The sequence below is a fragment of the uncultured Maribacter sp. genome, from assembly GCF_963975365.1.
Lineage (GTDB): Bacteria > Bacteroidota > Bacteroidia > Flavobacteriales > Flavobacteriaceae > Maribacter.
On sequence record NZ_CAXBGF010000001.1, the window covers coordinates 28,612 to 50,461 of the forward strand.

The following is a 21,850-nucleotide window of genomic DNA, read 5'->3' on the forward strand; positions in this document are numbered from 1 at the left end:
TAATTAAAAATGAAGAAGGTTCCAGTAATAAGTGCGGCAGAAGCGGCAAGATTGGTAAAAGATGGTGATGTCATCTTAGGTGGTGGATTTGGAATGACAGGCAACCCCGTGAACATTATACACGAATTGGCCAAAACCGATACCAAAGAGTTAACCTTTGTGGCAAACAATGTAGGCGAGCCCAATATGGGTGGGGGTCGTTTATTGAACAACGGCCAGTTAAAAAAAATGATCGGGTCTTTTTTCACCTCGAACAGGGAAGCGGTTTTGGCGGCACAAGAAGGTCGTGTGGAATATGAACTGTTACCGCAAGGGACTTTGGCCGAGGCCATACGGGCCGGTGGCGCTGGTATTGGCGGATTTTTTACCCCCACATCGGCAGGAACCCAAATTGCGGATGGTAGGGAAACCAAAATCATCAACGGCAGGGAACAGGTTTTTATAGAGGGAATTCGTGGTCATGTAGCATTTATAAGGGCTTGGAAAGCGGATACGGCCGGAAACCTTCAATATAGAATGACCGAGCAAAATTTTAATAGGGCCATGGCAACGGCGGCAGACATTGTGGTTGCAGAAGTACAGGAAATTGTGCCTGTCGGCGAAATAGATCCAAACCAAATTCATACCCCTGGTTGCTTTGTAGATTATTTGGTAGAACGTAAATTAACGGAAGAGGATTTGGGCTCATCGGCATCTGTAGGATCTAGTAAGGTCATTGACGAAAAACGTATGAATATGGCCAAACGAGCCTTTGCCGAATTGGAACAAGGTGATGTGGTAAATTTGGGTATCGGGATACCAACTTTGGTAGCTGATCTTATACAACCGGAAGACGGAATTATTTTACATACCGAAAACGGAATGCTTGGTGTTGGCCCAGAACCAAAAGATGGTGGTGGGGCAATGTTTTATCCTGTAAATGCAGGTAAAGTTCCGGTTACTGCATTACCCGGTAGTAGTTATTTTGATAGCACCGATAGTTTTGCCATGATTCGTGGCGGTCATATTGATGTAGCCATTATGGGTGGATTAGAAGTGGATGAACAGGGAAATTTGGCGAATTGGGCCGTACCCGGAAAACCACTTTTAGGCGTTGGTGGGGCAATGGATTTAGCATCCGGGGCAAAAAAATTAATAATTACCTTGCAGCATACCGATCGTGAGGGAGCCTCAAAAGTGGTTAAAAAATGTACTTTGCCCATTACCGATTTTAAGTGTGTGGATATGCTGATTACCGAATTGGCTGTCTTTAAATTCATTAAAGGTCAATTAACATTAATTGAAATATTACCTGGTAGTTCTATAGCGGAAGTACGGGAAAAAACCGAAGCAAAATTTGTGGAACAATTAGCATAGCACTATGAAAGAAGCATATATCGTTGACGCCATACGTACACCCATAGGAAGTTTTAGAGGGGCTTTGTCGCCCGTTAGGGCAGATGATTTGGCCGCTATTCCTATAAAGGCATTGTTGGACATATACCCCAACTTGCCAAAAGAGGCCATTGATGATGTAATTCTAGGATGCCATAACCAAGCCGGGGAAGACAATAGAAATGTTGCCCGTATGGCATTATTGCTAGCGGGCCTACCCTATTCCGTACCTGGTGAAACCATAAATAGATTATGCTCTTCGGGCATGTCGGCCATAATTCACGCCAATAGGGCAATTAAAGCCGGTGATGGCGATGTTTTTATTTCCGGAGGGATGGAACACATGACTCGTGGACCATTAGTGGTTTCAAAACCTTCTGCAGCATTTGGCAATGATTCTAAAATGGAAGATTCCAGTTTCGGATGGCGTTTTGTGAACAAAAAATTACATGATTTATATGGTACGGATGCCATGGGGATTACCGCAGAGAATTTGGCGGAAATGTTCAGCATCAGTAGGGAAGACCAAGATTTGTTTGCCTATAATTCTCAAATGAAAGCTGTTAAAGCGCAACAAAACGGAATACTAGCGGAAGAAATTTGTCCAGTAGAAATTCCACAGCGAAAAGGTGAATCGATTATCGTTGATCAAGATGAATTTATAAGACCCGATACCACTCTTGAGAAATTAGCCAGCTTACGTACGGTTTTCAAAAAAGAGGGTACAGTTACGGCAGGCAATGCTTCGGGATTAAACGATGGAGCGGCGGCCATGTTGATTGTTTCAGAAGAAGCATTAAATCACTATGGCTTAACACCAAAGGCACGCATCATAACTTCGGCCGTGGTTGGCGTTGAGCCTAAAATTATGGGCATAGGTCCGGTGTATGCCACCAGAAAAGCACTGGCCAAAGCAGGATTGACCATAGGCGATATGGATGTTTTAGAATTTAACGAAGCTTTTTCCGCACAGGCTTTAGCCTGTACACGTGAACTAGGGTTGGCAGACAATGACCCAAGAATAAACCCTAATGGCGGTGCAATTGCTTTAGGCCATCCATTGGGAATGTCAGGAACTAGAATCGTACAAGCCGCTACAAATCAATTACTACGCAGCAATGGCACCTATGGCCTGGCGACCATGTGCGTTGGAGTGGGAATGGGCTATGCAATGATTATTGAAAGGATGTAAAAAAATAAAGCGCGTAAATTATTTAGTAATTGGCTTACTGTATACGCGCATCTTGTTCTATTTCTTAATCAGTTTTTTGCTAAGTTCTTCCAACGAAACTCCTTTTGTTTCCGGCATCATAAAATGCACCCATAATAGTTGCAATACCATCATAAATGCAAAGAATAGGAAAACTGTTCCTGCACCAATCGTGGAAAATAAGAAAGGTACAGCTGCCGGTATCGCTGCAGCTAAGATCCAATGTACGGAACAACCGAATGCTTGTCCGCTACCGCGAAGGTGGTTGGGAAATATTTCTGAAATAAATACCCAAATCACACTTCCTTGACCTATGGCATGAGCTGCTATAAATAAGAATAAAAAGATGGGAACAGCCATACCTTCCCACTGAAAAAAGAAAGCACATGCAACAAGCGACAGGGAAACAATATAACCTACGGAGCCTATATACATTAATTGTTTACGCCCTAATCGGTCAATTAAATTGATTCCTAAAAGAGTAAATAACATATTTGTTACTCCAATACCCACACTACTTAAAAGTGCCGTGCTCTCGCCTAGGCCCGCTTCTTCAAAAATACGGGGAGCATAATATAAAAATGCATTGATTCCAGATACTTGGTTAAAAAAGGCAATTAAAAAGGCAAGGATCAATGGAAAGCGATACTTTTTCATGAAAATAGATTCTCCGCTTACTGTATTTTTATCGTCTTGCTGTATTGATTCAATCTCTTTATCAATATCTCCATCTGGGTCAATAAGCTTAAGAACCTTACGTGCCTCATCAATTCTACCTTTAATAATCAACCATCTCGGACTTTTAGGTACTGTAAGTACAAAAAGTGTATATATAATTGCAGGAATACCTTCAACACCGACCATCCATCTCCATGAATTTTCACCTAAACCACTAAGCATATAATTGGAAAGGAAGGCTATAAGTATACCGAAAACTAAGCTAAACTGATAGAAACCGACCAATTTACCTCTTTTTTCCGCTGGTGAAATTTCAGAGATATACGCAGGAGCGGCAATGGTTGAGACACCAACACCAATACCACCTATAAACCTAAAAATTGCAAAAGTAATCGGATCATTCGATAAAGCGGAGCCTATAGCAGATACGCTAAAAAGTATACCAATCCAAATTAAAGTATTTTTTCTACCATATTTGTTGGTAGGATAACCGGCAAACAAGGCACCAAGTACGGTTCCCCATAATGCACTAGAAATAACAACCCAACCATGAAAAGAATCTGAACTGTGCCATAATGCTTGTAATTGTTTATCTGCACCGGAAATTACGACAGTATCAAAACCAAATAAGAAACCCGCTAATGCTACAGTAATAGACCAAATTAATATTCTGTTCATTTCTAAAATTTATGTTAATGTTAAATATAATAAATCGAATCGATTAAATCTTATTCTTTATCAACAACAATAAAATACTTTAAATGGTAACTTGTATTGATATTTAGAAATAAAAAAATGAAAGATTTAAAAAATAAGGTGGTTTATATTACTGGAGGTACTAAAGGAATAGGTTTCGGTGTAGCAAAAACATTGCTTAACAAAGGTATGAGAGTCGCTATAAGTGGAAGAACAAAGGGGAGTGTTGATAAAGCTTTAAAGGAATTCAACAATGATTCGGTTTTAGGAATTGTTTCTGATGTTTCTAAAATGGAGGATGAAAAGAAGGCAGTTTCTAAAATTGTAGATACTTGGGGCCAGTTAGATGCTGTTCTAGCGAATGCAGGAGTGGGTAATTTTGCACCTGTAGATGAAATGAGCGAGAAGGATTGGCATCAAATGATAGATACCAATTTAAATGGAGCTTTCCACACTCTAAAAGCTTCTGTAGAGCAATTAAAGAAATCAAAAGGATATTATATAACGCTAGCGAGTTTAGCGGGCACTAATTTCTTCGCAAACGGAGCGGGTTATAATGCATCTAAATTTGGTGTTGTAGGTTTTACCCAAGCCGCTATGTTGGACTTAAGAAAATATGATATTAAGGTATCTACGATTATGCCTGGTTCTGTAGCTTCTCATTTTAATAATCATGAGCCAGATGAAAGTGATGCATGGAAAATTCAACCAGAGGATATTGGGGAGTTGGTGTTAGATTTATTAAAAATGAATCCAAGAACACTGCCTAGTAAAATAGAGGTTAGACCTACTAGACCTGACAAAAAATAATTGTTACACCTCTTTTTCTATAAACGGAATATCAGGATTACAAATTTCTGTAATTAGTTGTCCAAGAATCTGTTCGAATTCAGAAATCACTTCTTTAGTAATAATGTGATTTTTGGCTCCTCGGGCAGATTCCTTTTGTGCAAAAAGTAATGTGCCTTCCGCGAAATTTTTTAATGAAATAATTCCTGCTTGTATCGATAAATGCTCTGAAGGATATGTTTTAAAAAACATTAATCCGTAACACAGTAATTGAAAGGCTTTACTGTACTGGTATTCCCCAGATAATGTCTCCCAGTCCATTATTTCTACATTCCTTCGTTCTACTTTACCTGTTTTGTAATCTATAATGCGGGTAATTCCATCAAACTCATCTACACGATCCAATTTTCCTTTTATCTTTATGGGAAAATCAAGTCCGTTTATATGAAACGGAATTTCTAAGGATTGTTCTAAAGCAATAATTTTTATTTTGTGATTAGCTATTAGTGCTATTTCGGCGTCAATAAATGTTTGAATGTATTTAAGGATAACGTGAAATGAAATATAATTCTTTCCAGAGCTAATATTCCCCTCTTTGTAGGTCTTTTCAAAGTTGTGTGATACTATTTGTGGGATATTCTTTTTAATGCCATTTAAAAGCGCAACAGTAAGATTTTTTCCAACTAATGGAGTATAAAGTTCTTCTAAGCTGTCATGTACAATGGTGCCAAATGTATTAGGCGCAAGAGTTTCCTCTACTTGTAAAACATCGTTAATGTTCAATAGGTTTTGTTTGTAGAAATCTATTGGGTTTCTAATGTAGTTGCTTAAAGAACTGGGTGAAAAGCCTTTATTTGCCTTTTCTTGAATTAAGGTAATTAGGCTTTTCGATTTAGAAATTGTTTCATTTTCTCTAGTAACCGACTGTATTTTTGGGGTAGCGATATACTCTTTGATATCGGTTCTATTTTCATCGGTTAGTAGTTGTGTAATCAACCTGCTTTTTTCACCACCCTCTAAAGCATCAGGTTCGGTGTTGTATACAATATAAATGTTCTTAGCTCTCTGAAGTAATCTGTAAAAATGGTAGGTATACACCGCATCTTTTTCTTTATACGTAGGTAATCCATTTTTAATTTTAAGATCAAAAGGGATAAACGAATTATTAGATTTACCAGAGGGTAAGACACCTTCGTTAACCGAGGTAATAATAATAGTTTCAAAATCTAGAAGTCTACTTTCTAACATTCCCATAATTTGAATACCTTCTATAGGATTACCTTGAAAGTCTAAAGTTTCGGTAGTTAATAGCTGCTTAAAAAGATGCTTAAAACTTTTGAGATTATTTATATAAGAAAAATTAGTGCATAAATCTTTAAGCTGATTGAATAACGTATAAAATCTATATAATTGTTCTAATAATAGAGCGTTTTCCTTAACTACGTCTATAGTTCTAATAGATTCAACAAGTACCAAAAAGTTATCAATTAAGGTATTTGGATTGTTGTTGGTATCCTTAAACAATAATGATAAAATGGCATTTGTTGGGATTAAATTTTCAATTTGAGAACTGGAGATATAAGACCAGTTATTTGTTTTTATTTTCGTTATTAATGCCTCGGCAGACACTTTGTTTGTATCAAAAAGTAATACAGCATAAGAATGCGTGAGTAAGTTTAATAGGTTTTTGTAAAACCACCCTTTCTCGGTTTTTTGTTCATGGAAGTCTATGAGATTTGTGAAAAAACTTGCTAATGGAGTTGATTCTAGTTTTTGGCCCATAGTAATATTAGTAGCCGGAATATTTTCAGGAATTGAATTTAATAAAGGGTTTAATAATTCTTCATTGCCCAATACAATAGCTGAATTCGTAAGCGCTTCTGGATGTTCATTTTGAAGTTTATAAAGTAAATCACCTACGTAGTTCACTTGCGATATATTCTTAGGCACGCCAATAATTTCAATATGCTTCTCAGTAGTATAGTAATTGGATGGTCCTTTAAGATTTTTACCTTTAAGAACTCCCCAAGTATTTTGGTAGTTTCTAATAAAATAGCCAGCATCGTGAATGGTGTCTTGCAAAAAGGAGGGATCTATATCCCAATAAATAGTTGCCCCTGTTTTTTCGAGAATGGTTTGGATAAGGATACTTTCTGCGCTGTTTAAGGCATTAAAACCAAGAAATATATGCTTCTTGGTAATGTTTGAAATATAGCTAGGTAATTGCTCAACAGAAGCTCGGTATATAAGCCCTTGATGACCTAGCCCTTGTTTAATTAAGTTGGCATTGAATAAGCTATAGATTTCTTCTAAATACTTCCAAAAATGAAGATAATTTTCGATCATTTCGGATTTTCCCGTATTCAAAGACCAATGGTTGATTTCTTGTATTGCCTCTATGTTTCTATATAACTTGGAAGCATCTACTAAATATCTATCTACTTCATTAAAATCTTGTAATAATATTTGGCCCCATTTTAAAAATGAATCAAATGATTCTTTATCATAATCACCAACACATAAATATGCATTATAGAGTTCAAAAAGCTGTGTGGTAGTATTAGCAGTAACCAAGTTGGAAACCTTTTCAATAAAGTCTTCAATACTATATATTTCTGGCGTGATTACCGTTTTAGTAATCGTATTAGATAATATCTTCTTTAGAAATACACCGGCACGTTTACTGGGTAAAATATAAATAACTTTACCAGTGTCTGGATTTTTACTAATAACATCTTTGATTACGTCTTCTATAAAGCTCTGCATATAGTAAAAATAAAAAAGCTCCGCTATATGCGGAGCTTTTGTTAATTAAAAACACTTAGGTTAGTCTAACTTATTTTACTAAGTTGATTTCTACCCTTCTGTTTTGAGCTCTACCAGCTCTTGTATTATTGGTAGCCATTGGCTTAGATTCACCATAACCAACTGCAGATAATCTAAACTCTTCTATTCCTTTGTCAACTAAGAATTCTTTTACAGAAAGAGCTCTTGACTCAGAAAGACTTTGGTTTAATTTTTCGCTACCTACGCTATCAGTATGACCTTCAACAGTAAACTTAGCGTTAGGGTATTCTTTAAGGATTGTGATAATGTCAACCATTACAGAAGTAGACTCAGCTTTGATAGAAGATTTACCAGTATCAAATAAGATAGTTCTAGCGTAATCATTCAATTGCTTTTGTACTTCTTCAGTTACTTCAGGACAACCAGCGTTAGCTACTGTACCAGCAACCTCAGGACATTGATCATCTTTATCAAGTACACCATCTCCGTCAGTATCAGGCCAAGGACAACCTTTGTTTTCAGCAGGACCAGCTTCAGAAGGACATGCGTCATCTTTATCAGCAACACCATCGCTATCAGCATCAGGACAACCAGCTAATGCAGGAAGACCAGCTTCGTTTGGACAAGCATCATCTTTATCAGCAACACCATCGCCATCAGCATCAGGACAACCGTTCATTTCTTTCGAACCAGCTTCGTTAGGACAAGCATCTTTGCTATCTTCGATTCCATCACCATCAGCATCAGGACAACCGTTGAATGCTTCAAGACCAGCAACTTCAGGACAAGCATCATCTTTGTCGTAAACACCATCACCGTCAGTATCAGTACCACCAAACTTAACTGAAATACCAGCTAAGTGTTGGAGATGTTTTACACCGTAATCTTCAAAAGCATGCTTGTAATTAGATTGTAATGTAAGACCTACATTTTCTGAAAACCAAATGTTGAATCCAATACCACCATTTGCAGTTCCAGCTCCGATTTCATCAACCCAAGTATAACCACCACCAATCTCAATGAAAGGATCAATTACCGTTGTTCTTTTGATTAAATCATATTTTATTGTACCATCTATAGCATAATGAGATAAATCATCAACGCTAACGTCACCTAATTTACTGATTTTGTTAAGAGAACCTCTTGCTCCAATAGAGAAGCCGTCTCCTATACTCTTAGATACTCCTACATAAGAAATAGAAGGTAAAATATTCCAGTGGTCGTTCACATTAAAGAATTCATTACCGAAAGAACTTACATCCCCAGTAGGATATACGTCAATGGCATTAACCCCGAATTGTATTTGCCAAGGGTTATTCTCGTCTTGCGCTTGTATGCTGTTGATACCTACCACAAGTAGGGCAACAACCAATAATTTGCTAAGATGTTTCATTTTCAAATTTTTAAGTTTAAGTGTTTATTAGAGACAAATGTAACTTGTTAAATATTATTAACAAAATCAATTTCCTATTTTTTTTTACGCATTTAATAGATTAAAAAGCACATTTAAATAATTTTCAGTTCTTTGCCAACTTCGGTAAATGCTTTAATTGCAGTGTCTATATGCTCCTTTGAATGGGCTGCTGAAAGTTGAACTCTTATTCGTGCTTTACCTTTTGGTACTACAGGATAGAAAAAACCGATAACATAAATTCCCTTTTCAAGTAACCTATTTGCCATTTCTTGTGATAATTTAGCATCATATAGCATTACAGGAACAATCGCAGAGTCTCCATCTACGATATCGAAGCCTGCTTCTTTTATGCCTTTTTTGAAGTATTCTGTATTTTCTTGAAGTTTATCACGTAGTGATGTATCGTTTTCTAACATATCAAACACCTTTATAGACGCACCAACAATGGCTGGAGCCAATGAGTTAGAAAATAGATAAGGTCTGGAACGCTGTCTTAGTAGCGTGATAATTTCTTTTTTACCGGTAGTATATCCACCCATTGCCCCACCTAAAGCTTTACCTAAGGTGCCGGTGATGATGTCTATTCTACCCATAACACCTTTTTCTTCTAGGGTCCCTTTTCCTTTTTCACCAATGAAACCTGCCGCATGACATTCATCTATCATAACCAATGCGTCGTACTTATCGGCCAAATCACAAATCTTATCTAATGGAGCTACGATACCGTCCATAGAAAATACACCATCAGTTACGATGATTTTAAATCTAGCTCCGTCTTCATTCGCTTTTATAAGTTGCTCCTCTAGATCTTTCATATCGCTATTTGCATATCTATATCGTTTAGCTTTACATAAGCGTACACCATCTATAATAGAAGCATGGTTTAGTGAATCTGAAATTATGGCATCTTCCGCAGATAGTAATGGCTCAAAAACACCACCATTTGCATCAAAAGCCGCTGCATATAATATCGTATCTTCAGTTTCGTAGAAATGCGCTATTTTTTTTTCGAGGGTTTTATGAATATCCTGTGTGCCACAAATAAATCTAACTGAAGACATACCAAAACCATGGGTGTCCATAGCATCTTTAGCGGCTTGGATAACATCTGGGTGTGATGAAAGCCCTAAGTAGTTATTCGCACAAAAGTTAATAACCTCTTGTCCCGTGTTAATTTTTATAACGGCATCTTGTGGGGAAACGATAATTCTTTCTTCTTTAAAAAGACCGTCATTTTTAATAGACTCAATTTCTTGCTCTAAGTATTCTTTAATTTTTCCGTACATAATTACTTATATATATTCTAATTGTATTTCTGTATTAATATACACAATGATTTTTTGGTCTATTATATAACCCATATTTGAAAAGCTCTCGGCATATGTATTCAGTTGATTGTGATAGTTAGCATTTTGTTCGCCTGTTTTATAGTCAATTATGGTAGCATGATTATTTTTAAGTACAACTCTGTCTGGTCTTTGAATAGTTCCATTGGGCATTAATAAATCTCGTTCGTTCAGCACTTCAAAACCTGTTTCGTAAAAATGATTTAAATCTTGATGGTAAATAACTCTTTTAACGATAGCTTTTATTTTTTGCTTTTCCTGATCTTTGATGAATCCTTTTTGAAGTGCCATTTGAAGCGCTTTTTCTAAATCAGCCGTTGTGTAAATAGCCCCTAAAACAGCATGAATAACATTACCTTGATTGATAGCATCATCTAAACCTTCATCCCATAAAATACCTGCCATTGCTAGAATTTTAAAATCAGGGCGATCTTTGTTGGTATATATATAGGGTATGTTTTTTTGAGTAGTATTTGAGGAACGTTTTGTTTCCATACTTTTAAATTCTCCAAAATCATATTCAACTTTATCTTGCTCATATAATCCTTTACTTTTTAAAAAATGAATAAATAAGCCTGAATAATAGTTTGGGTTATGGTCACCTTTTCTATCAAGATTATTTGAGCTTATAATGAATAAAGCGTTTACAGCTCTAGTTAGTGCAACGTATAAAAGATTGAATGCATCTAATTGTAGCTTCTGATGGTCAAGGGAATAAAGCAATGATTCAATTTCGCCATATTGCTGTACTTCTTGTTTTTTGTTAATGAGTACTTCTGTAAATCCAAGAAATTCATCTTGGTCTACCGGTAACCAAAGTTTTGGGTCAATTTCTTCAAATACATTAGAATTAGCATATGGGAATATTACAACAGGAAACTCCAAACCTTTAGATTTATGAATGGTCATAATTTGTACAGAGTCTAAATTCTCTGGAGTGCTAATACTAGACGTTTTTCCTTTTTTATCCCAATAATCTAGAAACGATTGCATGTCTGAACCATATTTTTGCTCAACATCGAAAACCAAATCCATAAATGCAGATAAATGGGCATCTGAATTCGGTATAAGGTCAAATGTTTTAATGGCATATGCTAGTCCGTCAAAAACAGAGGTCTGTCGTAATTTTGAGGCGTCAAAACCATATTGTTCTAATAGATGGGTGTCAAGATTATTTATATTTTCATAGATATATGCATGTTTGTCCTCTTTTTCCTTAGATAGAAAGTTCAGTATCTCGTATTGTATTTCCTGTTCTTTCGGTTGAACCATATATCGTATAAGCTGTACCAGAAAAATGGCTTTAGGGCTCCCACTTAATAACAAAGAATCTGAAGATACTACAGGTATTTTGTTTTGCATCAGAAAATCTGCCAATAGTAGTCCGTGTTTCTTTTTTCTTATAATGACACATATGTCATTATAAGAATATCCTTGAGCTAAACATTTATGGATAGCGGCCAAGGTTTCTAGTGAATATTGTTCATCATTCTCTTCGGGCAATAAAGTTAAGTTTACATAGCCGCCTTCTTTTAGGTTGACTTCTTGCTGATTACCAGTTTTAAAAAACTCTTGATACAATGTGTTTTCTAAAAAAGGACTTATGCTTTGAAAAAAGCTATTGTTGAAATTGATGATTTCTGCATAACTTCTATAGTTTTTTGGCAGCGTTACTAGCTCCGATTGTATGGTAAACGGATGGTTTTGATGTGTTGCCAATTCGAGAAATTGTTCTGCCTTGCCACCACGCCATCTGTAGATGGCTTGCTTAGGGTCACCTACTAAAAATAGTGATCCTGTATTGCCCAATTCGTCTTCCCCTTCCATGGCATTACCGATTAATGGAATAAGGTTTTCCCATTGCATCTGAGAAGTATCTTGAAATTCATCTATAAAGTAGTGCCTGTATTTTTCCCCTAGTCGTTCATAAATGAAAGGCGCAGGTTGATCTTTAATCTCTTTGGCGATTAAGCTATTAAATTCAGAAATTGATAACTGGTCTTTTTCTTCCTGAATTATTTTCAATTCTTTTCGAATGGCGTTTAATAATGCAAAAGGAACAATGTTTCTATTGATATTGGAGAAGAGTCCTCTTTTATAAATCAGCTGCTTTATATTTTGATAATATTGAAGCAATTGGGGAGCAAGTTCTGTGGGAGGGTTTTTGATGGTAGCTTTTAGTATTTTACCCTCGATAAGATTTTCTTCAAGCTTATTATTATAGAGTGATGTAGGGTTAAAATAACCATTCTTTATTTTTATAAAATGATTGGGTAAAGTCTCCCTGGGAAAGTCCTTGAATTCAACACCGTGATCGATTATAGTATCTAGTGAGGCGGAGGCAAGTTCAATAATTTTTTTCTCTATTGTTTTTATTTGGGTCTTTAGATGACTTTGTAGTTTTAAGAAATCTCCGAGCTCTACATCCTTCAAGTGTTTAAGATGTTCTTCGTTATTTTCGTCGAATATAAGCTTACCAATTTTTAATAAGTCAAAGCCAATATCCCAACTTCTATCATCTTCTATTTTTTCAATGGCAAAATCTAAAAGCACTTTTGTAAATTCAGGATCTTCACCAGCTTTGCCTATGACTCTTTCGACAGCTTCTTGTAATAATAGGTCAACATCTAATACAACTTCAAAATTTTGCGGAATTTTCAAGTCCTTTGCAAAAGTTCGTATAAGCCTATGTGTAAATTTATCAATGGTAGAAATATCAAAAAAAGCGTAATTGTGCAGTATTTGTTTTAATCTAAGTTTGCTTAAAGAAGGTAGGTCTTTAATAGTAAACAGGGTTTCATTGATTATGTCATTAAATAAAGGCGAAGCTTCTTCAATAGACTTAGTTGTAGAAAACTCGTAAAGGCTATTTAAAATACGATGCTTCATCTCATTTACCGCTTTGTTGGTAAATGTTATTGCCAAGATTTTTCTAAAACTTTGTGGAGATGCTAGTATGATTTTTAAGTATACTTTGGCAAGAGCATAGGTTTTGCCTGATCCTGCAGAAGCATTATATATGGTAAAAGAATTACTGGACACCGATTTTTACTGCAAATTAAGGATTCCAGTACAGTTCTTAACAAATTATTAGATGAATATATATGTTAAAACTCGTAACTTTGAAATACAATTAATATTAATTTAAAAACAAACAAATTATGGCTTTTCAACTACCGAAATTGCCTTACGCATATGATGCACTTGAGCCACATATAGATGCGAGGACAATGGAAATACATCATACAAAACATCATAACGGATATATCACTAAATTAAATGCCGCTATAGAAGGTACTGATCTTGAAGGAAAATCAATTGAAGATATCTTAACTGGTTTAGATATGAATAATGCAGCTGTTAGAAATAACGGTGGGGGTTTTTATAACCATTCATTATTCTGGACAATTTTATCACCAAACGGTGGAGGTAAGCCAAGTGGCGAACTTGCCAAGGCTATGGATAGTGCTTTTGGTTCATTCGAGGCTTTTAAGGATAAGTTTACTACTTCAGCAGGGACTAGATTTGGTTCCGGTTGGGCATGGTTATGTGTTCATAAAGGAGGCAAAGTAGAAGTATGTTCTACACCTAATCAAGATAACTCACTTATGCCTGGTGTAGGTTGTGGTGGACACCCCATTTTAGGTTTAGATGTATGGGAGCATGCTTACTATCTTCATTATCAAAATAGAAGACCTGATTATATTGAAGCATTTTTCAACATCATTAATTGGGATGAAGTGTCAAAACTTTATGCTAGCAACAAATAATATTTAGAAACGAAAGCGCCTTACGGCTTTTGTAGGAAACCACTTAATAAATAATTTTAAGTGGTTTTTTTGGTTTAAAATAGAAAAGGGCGGAGAAGTCTCCACCCTTTTCATCCCAAATCTTACCATAAACTTAACCTACTTATGCTATGGCGGGACTAAATTACTGGTATTGAGTAAATAAAAAAAGAAATTTTAAGAAAAAAATAACTTTAATTTAGTAAAACTTGAATTTCAGGAGGTTTTTAAGATATCTTATATGTGGATAGTTAACCCGATTGATAAAATAAAAAGATAAAGCATAACTCTGTCTCCTCCTCCCCCCAAATCTTACCATGACCTTAACCTATTTATGATTTGCCTCTGCTAATATATAGGTGGTTGGTGTTTTTAGGCATGTTAACCATTGAACTTTCTGAACAATGATTGTAATACTATTTGGTTTTTATTGAATATCCTGTTTAAAGAAAAGAAGCTACTCAGGCGTAAAATAAAAAGACGGAGCATAGCCCCGTCTTTTCCCCAAATCTTACCATGAACTTAACCTACTTATGCTATGGTCTTCCAAATATATGTGTAGTTTAGGTTTTAGGGAAAGCTTTCCGTTCAACGCCCCGAACATTGGTTGTAATACTACTATTGTATTCTTTTCAATTGATTTTTTCTAAAAATGGTGCAAAATAAAAAGACGGAACATAGCCCCGTCTTTTCCCCAAATCTTACCATGAACTTAACCTACTTATGCTATGGTTCTTCAAAAGTAATGCTGTATATGAAGATTGTAAAAGGTATTGGTTATACTTCCAGTAATAACGTTTAAAGGACAAATAAGTGTAATTTTTTGAAAGAATGCTGTTTGTTTTAGGAAAGGGTATTCAATAAAAAAGGTGGAGAAACCTCCACCTTTTTTGCCCCAAATCTTACCATGAACTTAACCTACTTATGCTATGGTAGCCCTAAAAGTAAAGCCGGTTAGTTCAATTCGACTATTCTATCGGTTAAATACATTTTTTGACGATGAAATACATAATATTTATGTATTTCATCGAAGTTTTATTTAATATGCTCTTTCGTTATTTCCTTCATAAAAATTAATGAAAGCTTTGTTTACAACTCTATTTCCGCCTGGGGTAGGGTAGTTTCCGGTAAAATACCAATCTCCTAAATTTTTAGGGCAAGCCTCGTGTAAGCTAGAAATTGTCTGATAGATTATAGTTACCTCAGCTTTAATACCTTCCGGACTTAATAACTCTCCAATTTTCTTTGAAATCTGTTTCGCAGAAAATGGCGTGTAGAAATCCTTTACATAATTTACTACATCTTTGTCCTTAGTCTGTACTTGGGTCAAACATTTTTTATAAATCTCTTCTACAATATGCATAGAGTTATTGTCTTCATGTAATGCTAATGCGGCTTTGAAGGCAATAAAGTCCTCTAATTTAGCCATATCAATACCATAGCAATCTGGGTATCTGATTTGTGGTGCAGAAGAGACAACAATAATTTTCTTAGGTGATAAACGATCTAAAATTCTAAGAATACTTTTCTTTAGGGTAGTACCCCTTACGATACTATCATCTATGATTACTAGGTTATCGCCTTCTTTGACAGAACCATAAGATATGTCATACACATGGGCAACAAGATCGTCTCTACTACTGTCTTGTGTTATAAAGGTTCGTAGTTTGGCATCCTTAATGGCTACCTTTTCAATTCGAGGTCGAACTTCTAAAATTTCATGTAATTGTTCACCAGTTATATTTGGGCCTAATGCTAGTATTTGTTCTTCTTTTTTCTTGTTCAAATAGTTTTGTGCCTCTTTTACCATTCCGTAAAAAGAAGTTTCAGCTGTATTTGGTATATATGAGAATACTGTATTCTTGATATCTTCATCTATAGCTTCTAGAATTTGAGGAAAAACCAATTTACCTAAGGCTTTTCTTTCTTGATAAATTTCTTTATCACTACCTCTAGAGAAATAGATGCGTTCAAAAGAACATGCTTTTCGTTCTTTCGGCTCTAGAATTTGTTTAATAGCACTAGTTCCATTTTTCTTAATGATAATAGCGGCGCCTGGATCAAGCTCCTTTACCTCTTCGTAAGGCACATTAAATACGGTTTGTATAGCAGGTCTTTCTGAAGCAACAACAACAACTTCATCGTCCTTATAATAGTAAGCAGGTCTAATTCCGCTTGGGTCACGTAACACAAAAGCATCACCGTGACCTAACAAACCGGCCATAGCATAACCACCGTCAAAATTTTTTGCGGCCCTTCTTAATATTTTATAAACCTTTAAACGTTCGGCAATGATAGGGGAAGCCTGTTGTTTTGTATGGCCTTCTTTTTTTATTTGCTTGTATAATTTGGCAACTGCATCATCTAAAAAATGGCCAATTTTTTCCATTACGGTAACGGTATCCGCCATTTCTTTGGGATGTTGCCCCAGCTGAATTAAATTGTCGAACAGTTCATGTACGTTGGTCATGTTGAAATTACCTGCAACAATTAGGTTACGGTGCATCCAATTGTTTTGTCTTAAAAAGGGGTGAACGCTTTCTATGCTGTTTTTACCAAAAGTTCCGTAACGTACGTGACCAAGTAGTAATTCGCCTATATAGGGAATATGTTTTTTCTGAAGCGCAACATTGTCTTCGTATTCAGGATGTTCTTTTAACTCTTTGTTAATGCGATCATTAATTTGAGCAAAAATGTCCTGAATAGGTTGCTGCTCACACGAACGAACACGACTCATGTATCGTTCACCTGCTTTTACATCTAATTTAATACTTGCGAAACCTGCACCGTCTTGACCTCGATTGTGCTGTTTCTCCATCATTAAATACATTTTATTTACACCATAAAATGCTGTACCATACTTTTCCTTGTAATACTCTAATGGCTTTAATAGTCGTATTACAGAAATGCCACATTCATGCTTAATAGCGTCACTCATTACTTTTTGGTATTAAAAAAACCCCAATAATTTAGGGCTAGGGGTTTATTGTAATTCAATATCAAACTGGGTCAGTCTTTTAAACTGATGCAGTCTTTCTGAAATCTCCTTGTGATTTAACTTAAGCATTCTCTCTGCGCCAAATTTTTCAACACTGAAAGAAGCAAGGTTAGACCCATGTATAACAGCCTTTTTCATGTTTTCAAAAGAACTATTCTCACTGGCTGCTAAATATCCTGCAAATCCTCCAGCGAATGTATCACCAGCTCCAGTAGGGTCGAAAACTTCCTCTAAAGGTAGTGCAGGAGCAAAGAAGATTTGGTCTTCATGAAATAATAAAGCACCATGTTCTCCTTTTTTAATAACTACATATTTAGGGCCCATTGTAAAAATCATTTGAGCTGCCTTAACCAAAGAATACTCTCCGGTCAATTGTCTAGCTTCCTCATCATTGATGGTTAAAACGTCTATATGTTTAATGACCTCCATTAAATCATTTAAAGCATTGTCCATCCAAAAATTCATAGTGTCCAAGATGATAAGCTTTGGTCGTTTTTTCATTTGATTAATTACACCCTGTTGAACAATTGGGTGAAGATTTCCTAACATAACTACATCGGCATCATTATAATCTTCTGGAACAACAGGATTAAAGTCTGCTAAAGTATTTAATTCGGTTACTAAGGTGTCCCGTGTATTTAAATCATTATGATATAAACCTTTCCAGAAGAAAGTTTTACCTCCTTTTACAATTTCTAAGGCAGATATATCGATTTTTCTATCGGTTAATAAGTCTAAATATTCTTGAGGAAAATCATCACCAACTACAGATATAATGGCCGAATCTACATCGAACTGTGAAGCTGCCAAACCTATAAAGGTGGCGGCACCACCCAATATCTTATCTGTTTTGCCAAACGGTGTTTCAATGGCATCAAAAGCGACAGTTCCTACAATTAAAAGTTTGCCCATAAAAATGTAAAAAATTTAAGCTGCAAATATACGGATTTGAAGGGCGAATTAAAATGGTTTAACGATTACTGAAAGGAATATTTGATAAAAGTGAGTTTGGTAATTTTATCAAAGGTTAAATGGAAATATTGAAATGGTCAAAAATAAGCAGTTGGTTGTCGATAAAAGTACACGCTTTATCAAAAAAATAGAATAACCTCCATTATTGTAAGGGTTTTGTGTGTGTGGGGGTAGCCTAATTATTTTTCTAATTTAAAGTCGTAACCATTTATTTTTTGAAATGAAAAAACCAACTGTTTTTAATTATTTGTTTGTATTTATACTATTGTCAATTTTTAGTTGTGAAAAAGAAGTAGAAGAAAATAAAATAGATTATATCAATTCAATTCTTATTAAAAGTAACCTAAGTTCTAGTATAGTAAACTTAGAAGATATACCAGAAATAACTGATTTTATTGCTAATGTATCAGGAGTAGACGTTTTCGAAAAAAAGGGTAAAGAAAAGCGTGATATAATTTTTTCAAAATTGAATATAACTAAGGTTAGTGACTCATTAGGTAAGGTAAATTACTCAATACCGTTTATTTATGATGACTCACCTGAAAACATATTTTACAATTTGATTGTACCTTTAAATTCAAAAGGAAAGCCTATGACTCCATTTGTTCTACAGTATAAAATGGATGAAAATTATATAGAACAGTATGAGAATAATGGCAGACGTTTCGAGGATTTTACTGGCGAGATAGGATTATTATCTCATAAGGACTTTTTTAAGGGCGCTAATCCTTTTGGGATGGTTTGTGAGACAAGATATGACCAATATGGGGATCCTATACCATGTGACATTGCCGTTGTAGCCCCTTCGGGAGGTGGTGGCGCAGCACAAACTGGTGGTGGGGATCCTAGTTCTACCGGAGGAACTTCACCTTTTGATTCAGGATCTGGTAATTGCACTTGGTATATGGAGGCCACTTGCTCATGTCATGGTGAATTGGTTGGGGTTCATGACCACACTGAACCTGCATTGATTATTGATTGTAGTAATAGTGGGGTGAATAAGTCAACGCTATCTTCTAAGGGCGAATGTGACTCCTGTTATTCTACAGGTGCTTCAGGAGCTGTCCTTTATCCCAAATCCGTTTTAAAGTTGGAGGGTCTTATGAATTATAACCTTACAAATGAAGAGTTAAGCTTTCTTTCAAATTATAGCGTACTTGCCAAAAGCTTGGTTCAATTATTTATCACTTATAATATTACAACTTCTGATATAGACTTGTTAAAAAGAGGATTGAATGTTGTTATGACTGGCAATGGTGGTATCGATTTTAATCATATTCTTAATAACAGAACTTCATTGGACTTAGATGCGGCGAATGATTTAAATAATAATAGTCCTGGAGGTTATGACACTAATGAATATGATGATTTCAATTCCCAGCAAGTTTGGCCTTCTATAGGTCCAATAATTCCTGTGAATGACTTTATAGGATGGAATCACCCGGGAGTAACAAAGAATTGTATGGATTATGCCAAGGCTCAAATAGCGAAAAAAGGATATTCAATATCAAATTATGGTGTTAGTAGTCAAACAATACAAGTTTATAAAGCATCAAATGGTTCTAATACAGTGGAAATGCGCAGAGCCTTGAGCTATTTATCGTATGCATTACAAAATGATATTCCAGTAATAGTTGGTGTAGATACACATGCAGGTAGTCCAAATCCTCTAACAGATAATACAACGGATCATTTCGTTGTAATTGTTGGTATGGGACAGGATAATAAGGGTAAATTTTTTCTTTTTTACGATAATGCATCAGGCTTAAAGCCTTATTCTGATTATGGAGCTAGTAATCAAAATAAATTATATTATGATTCAACCAATGATATTTTGACCGGCACCTCAAATACACCCTTTAGTCTTGACGCAGAATATCCATATATTGTAACAATGATTAGAAAAAGTAAATAAAAAAACTAAACGAAATGCGTTATATTTTAATTTTATTATTTGTTTTAAATAACAATTTATCCTTCGGTCAAAAAACTTCAGATATTACTATTATTAGTAATAATAAAAACTATCAATCTTCTATTTTATTGGGGCCCAAGGTAGATGTTATAAAATCTTTAAATAAGATTGTAATAGAGATTGGTCAAATTAGTTTAGGAAAGTATTATGACAGTAGCATTTCTGATTTTCTAGAAGTGGATTCAGATATTCTAAATACTGCTTTAGAATTCACTTTAAAATCCAATAAAAGAATAGTCTATTCTTATCCAGTAAATCCAAAATCCTTTGATTTTGTTGATTTTGACAATAAATTTATTAATGTAAAATGTGTTGAAATCTGTTTTACAACTTATGAGACAAATACGATTCCAATAATTGTAGTTGAAAGTATTTCACCAATACTAAATGGTTGTTATTAATAGAGTCATTGACTATAAAGGATTCAGTTTATAAGAATTAATTTTTTTGTTTTCTGGGTCCTTATTAAAGCTTAGGATATATAATATAGAACGAGTTTTTTTATAAAGTAAGACTATTTTGAAAAAATAAATAGTTTACTTTTTTTCACAAAAAAGGATTAATTCCATATCATTTTCTTCCAAAATCGGCAGGTATTTCACCCCAAGCCTTTGTTTCCCATTTTACAATGACTGTAGTGTATTGATTTTTTTTAAGCCAATCTACAGCTCTACGTATTAGTTCGAACAAATCTTTGTTTTTAGCGGATTCTGCCAGTTTGGTATTGCAGTTTTTTTTACGAACCCAGCTCATCGCCGTTCTCGAATCGGTATAAATAATACGGTCACTATTACGTTCCTTTAAGAATGCTAGACCATGAACAATAGCTAAAAATTCACCAATGTTGTTAGTACCTTGGGGAAATGGCCCTTGTCTGAATAGTTTTTTGCCAGTTTTGGTGTCTACCCCTTGGTATTCCATAACCCCAGGGTTGCCACTAGATGCGGCATCAACTGAAATAGAATTATAGTTGGGCAGGCCAATTTTTAATAGTTCTTCTTTTGATAGTGTCGATACTGTTTTCTTCTTTCCTTTATAATCAGCATAATTTCCGTTATAGGCTTTCTGTGCAACATCAAAAGATTCAAAAGATTTGTATTCTGCGCCTGCATAACCGGTAATAGCAGCTTTGCATTCTTTCCATGAATTATAAATACCTGGTTTTTTCCCTTTCCAGACTACATAATATTTTTCTTTTTTTGCCATTACATTTTAGATAATAAATCTTCAATGATTTTGGGAAAAAAATCATATTCTAGCTGATGTACTTTTGAAGCAATATCTTCGGCAGTATCGTTTCTTTCAATAATTGTTTTTGCTTGATGAATGATTGCGCCTTCATCGTAATTAGCATTTACATAATGTATGGTAATACCAGTTTCTAATTCTTTATTTTCTTTTACGGCATTATGAACATTCATGCCATACATACCTTTGCCTCCATATTTTGGCAATAGGGCAGGGTGTATGTTCACGATTTTATTGGGAAAGGCATCGGTGATCGCTTCAGGAATTTTCCATAAAAAACCGGCTAAAACTATAAGATCTGGTTTAAGGGATTGAAGCATATTTAGAATAAAATCGCTTTTAGAGAAGGCCTGACGGTTAAAAAAAAGAGCATTTAAACCTAGTCTATTACAGCGTTCTATGACTTTGGCATCGCTTTTGTTAGTTAGTACACAGGATATTGTAACGTCCTTACTGAATTTAAAATAGTTGGCAATGTTTTCAACATTAGACCCAGAACCTGAGGCAAAAAGAATAATTTGTTTGGTTTTCAATAGAAATAGTCTTTTAAAGAGGGCAATCAATGAATTAAGTTC

Annotated in this window: 15 protein-coding genes; 6 read left to right on the forward strand and 9 right to left on the reverse strand. The window is 35.2% G+C overall.

Features of this window, described 5'->3' with window-relative positions:
• Positions 1-9 precede the first annotated feature (9 nt).
• Entirely contained in the window at positions 10-1,356 is a 1,347-nt protein-coding gene (locus tag AACZ49_RS00150; RefSeq protein ID WP_339650395.1) for a 3-oxoacid CoA-transferase, read from the forward strand.
• A gap of 4 nt (positions 1,357-1,360) precedes the next feature.
• Positions 1,361-2,566, forward strand: coding sequence for a 3-oxoadipyl-CoA thiolase (gene pcaF / locus AACZ49_RS00155; RefSeq protein ID WP_339650397.1), 1,206 nt, complete (start codon positions 1,361-1,363; stop codon positions 2,564-2,566).
• Between the two features lie 57 nt (positions 2,567-2,623).
• Here pcaF and AACZ49_RS00160 read toward each other — a convergent pair whose 3' ends face one another.
• On the reverse strand, positions 2,624-3,940 hold the full coding sequence (locus tag AACZ49_RS00160) for a sugar porter family MFS transporter (RefSeq protein WP_339650399.1): 1,317 nt from the start codon (positions 3,938-3,940) through the stop codon (positions 2,624-2,626).
• A gap of 117 nt (positions 3,941-4,057) precedes the next feature.
• Here AACZ49_RS00160 and AACZ49_RS00165 point away from each other — a divergent pair, with 117 nt between their 5' ends.
• A complete protein-coding gene (locus AACZ49_RS00165; RefSeq protein ID WP_339650400.1) occupies positions 4,058-4,768 on the forward strand; it encodes an SDR family oxidoreductase in 711 nt (236 codons plus the stop codon).
• A 3-nt stretch (positions 4,769-4,771) separates the two neighbouring features.
• Here the strand turns inward: AACZ49_RS00165 and AACZ49_RS00170 are convergent, their stop codons facing one another.
• From AACZ49_RS00170 to AACZ49_RS00185, 4 genes are all read right to left on the reverse strand, one after another.
• The gene (locus AACZ49_RS00170; protein WP_339650401.1) at positions 4,772-7,513 is read right to left on the reverse strand and encodes a PD-(D/E)XK nuclease family protein; all 2,742 of its coding nucleotides are present in this window, start codon (positions 7,511-7,513) and stop codon (positions 4,772-4,774) included.
• A 70-nt stretch (positions 7,514-7,583) separates the two neighbouring features.
• The gene (locus tag AACZ49_RS00175; protein ID WP_339650403.1) at positions 7,584-8,927 is read right to left on the reverse strand and encodes an OmpA family protein; all 1,344 of its coding nucleotides are present in this window, start codon (positions 8,925-8,927) and stop codon (positions 7,584-7,586) included.
• Positions 8,928-9,040: 113 nt separating this feature from the next.
• Positions 9,041-10,234 (reverse strand): glycine C-acetyltransferase, encoded by a 1,194-nt coding sequence (gene kbl, locus AACZ49_RS00180; protein ID WP_339650405.1) that lies wholly within the window; start codon positions 10,232-10,234, stop codon positions 9,041-9,043.
• 6 nt (positions 10,235-10,240) lie between these two features.
• On the reverse strand, positions 10,241-13,336 hold the full coding sequence (locus tag AACZ49_RS00185) for a UvrD-helicase domain-containing protein (RefSeq protein WP_339650407.1): 3,096 nt from the start codon (positions 13,334-13,336) through the stop codon (positions 10,241-10,243).
• A gap of 119 nt (positions 13,337-13,455) precedes the next feature.
• Between AACZ49_RS00185 and AACZ49_RS00190 the strand changes: the two genes are divergently transcribed.
• Positions 13,456-14,064: a superoxide dismutase gene (locus tag AACZ49_RS00190; RefSeq protein ID WP_339650409.1), complete on the forward strand. Its 609-nt coding sequence runs from the start codon at positions 13,456-13,458 to the stop codon at positions 14,062-14,064.
• 1,057 nt (positions 14,065-15,121) lie between these two features.
• Here the strand turns inward: AACZ49_RS00190 and AACZ49_RS00195 are convergent.
• Entirely contained in the window at positions 15,122-17,020 is a 1,899-nt protein-coding gene (locus tag AACZ49_RS00195; protein ID WP_339650410.1) for an amidophosphoribosyltransferase, read from the reverse strand.
• Between the two features lie 45 nt (positions 17,021-17,065).
• A complete protein-coding gene (locus AACZ49_RS00200; RefSeq protein WP_339650411.1) occupies positions 17,066-17,992 on the reverse strand; it encodes a PfkB family carbohydrate kinase in 927 nt (308 codons plus the stop codon).
• Between the two features lie 280 nt (positions 17,993-18,272).
• On the opposite strand from AACZ49_RS00200, the gene AACZ49_RS00205 reads away from it, so the two are divergent.
• Together AACZ49_RS00205 and AACZ49_RS00210 are read left to right on the forward strand one after the other, a co-directional pair.
• A complete protein-coding gene (locus tag AACZ49_RS00205; protein ID WP_339650412.1) occupies positions 18,273-19,967 on the forward strand; it encodes a hypothetical protein in 1,695 nt (564 codons plus the stop codon).
• 14 nt (positions 19,968-19,981) lie between these two features.
• The gene (locus AACZ49_RS00210) at positions 19,982-20,428 is read left to right on the forward strand and encodes a hypothetical protein (protein ID WP_339650414.1); all 447 of its coding nucleotides are present in this window, start codon (positions 19,982-19,984) and stop codon (positions 20,426-20,428) included.
• A gap of 169 nt (positions 20,429-20,597) precedes the next feature.
• On the opposite strand, the gene AACZ49_RS00215 is transcribed toward AACZ49_RS00210, so the two are convergent.
• A complete protein-coding gene (locus AACZ49_RS00215; RefSeq protein WP_339650416.1) occupies positions 20,598-21,233 on the reverse strand; it encodes a ribonuclease H family protein in 636 nt (211 codons plus the stop codon).
• Positions 21,233-21,808 (reverse strand): phosphoribosylglycinamide formyltransferase, encoded by a 576-nt coding sequence (locus AACZ49_RS00220; protein ID WP_339650418.1) that lies wholly within the window; start codon positions 21,806-21,808, stop codon positions 21,233-21,235. The genes AACZ49_RS00215 and AACZ49_RS00220 overlap by 1 nt, the downstream gene beginning before the upstream one ends.
• Between the last annotated feature and the right edge of the window lie 42 nt (positions 21,809-21,850).